Genomic DNA, 1,532 nt, shown 5'->3' with positions numbered 1-1,532 from the left:
GCTCCAAGGGGTACAACGAGGGCAACACGGTGATGGCCAACCGCATCGTCGAGGCGGCCTGGGGCTGGACAGCGGGCGGCAGGCTGCCCCTGGTGGTGGACGCCTCGTCCTGCACGCTCGGCATCGCGCACGAGGTCGTGCCCTATCTCACCGACGACAACCGCGCGTTGCACCAGGAGCTGACGATCGTCGACTCCCTGGTCTGGGCCGCGGACGAACTGCTCCCCCACCTGAGTGTGCACCGCACCATCGGCTCCGCCGTCCTGCACCCCACCTGCTCCATGAGCCACCTGGGCGACGAGGACCGGCTGCGTACCCTCGCCGAGGCATGCGCGGACGAAGTGGTCCTCCCCGACGACGCGGGCTGCTGCGCCTTCGCCGGCGACCGCGGCATGCTGCACAAGGAGCTGACGGAATCAGCCACGCACAAGGAAGCCGCGGAGGTGACCGCCCGCACGTACGACGCGCACCTCTCGGCGAACCGCATGTGCGAGGTCGGCATGGACCACGCCACGGGCCGCTCCTACTACTCCGTACTCCTGGAGCTGGAGCGCGCCACACGCCCGGCCTGACATAAGTCCAACTCCCTGGCCACTTCGGTCCCTTGCGCCACGCCCGTCACCCCATCAGGGTGGCATCCGTTCCAGCGCAGGCATCCAAGCCACGGAGGTCCGATGCACGACGAGCACGCGATACCGAACCCCGACGAGTCCGCGACCCCTGACGACTCCGCCGACGGCACCTCACGCCGCGCCGTGCTGCGCACCGCGGGCATCGCCGGAGCCGGGCTCGGTCTGGGCTCCCTCGCCGGCGGTACGGCGCACGCCGACGCCCCGCAGGGCGCGCCCGCCGCCGCCCAGGCGCCGCCGCGCAAGGGCAAGACCATGGTCGGCGTACCGTTCGAGCGGCGTTCCACGGTGCGGGTGGGCATCGTCGGGCTCGGCAATCGCGGCGGCAGCATGATCGACCTGTTCCTGGCGGTCCCGGGGGTCAGGGTCGTCGCGCTCTGCGACCCGGTCAAGGACAAGACCGCGGCCGCCGCGAAGAAGGTCACCGCCGCGGGCCAGCCCGCCCCGGCGACGTACACCAAGGGCGATCACGACTTCGAGAACCTGTGCAAGCGCGGTGACATCGACTTCGTGTACGTGGCGACGCCCTGGGACTGGCACTTCGACATGGCCAAGACCGCCATGCTCAACGGCAAGCACGTCGGCGTGGAGTGTCCCATCGCCCTCCAGCTCGACCAGCTGTGGGAACTGGTCGACCTCTCCGAGCGCACCCGCAGACACTGCATGCAGCTGGAGAACTGCTGTTACGGCAAGAACGAGATGCGTGTCCTGCGCATGGCCCATGCGGGCAAGTTCGGCGATCTGCTGCACGGGGCGGGCGCCTACAACCACGACCTGCGCGGCCTGATGTTCGACCCGGACTACTACGAGGGCCCCTGGCGGCGCCTGTGGCACACGCGGCTGCGCGGCGACCTCTACCCCAACCACGGTTTCGGCCCGGTCTCCAACTACATGGACATCAAC

Annotated in this window: 1 protein-coding gene and 1 pseudogene; both read left to right on the top strand. The window is 69.6% G+C overall.

Going from position 1 to position 1,532, the window contains the following annotated elements; genetic code table 11:
- A pseudogene (locus ACQKIP_RS47135) lies at positions 1-572 on the top strand (FAD-binding oxidoreductase); the annotation flags it as partial.
- Between the two features lie 102 nt (positions 573-674).
- On the top strand, positions 675-1,532 hold an 858-nt coding region (locus ACQKIP_RS47130; RefSeq protein ID WP_427745830.1), incomplete at its 3' end, for a Gfo/Idh/MocA family protein.

It is taken from the genome of Streptomyces sp. NPDC059900, assembly GCF_050270335.1.
Classification (GTDB): domain Bacteria; phylum Actinomycetota; class Actinomycetes; order Streptomycetales; family Streptomycetaceae; genus Streptomyces.
Note: the sequence above shows the minus strand (reverse complement) of the source record. Positions and strands in the feature narration are given on the sequence as shown.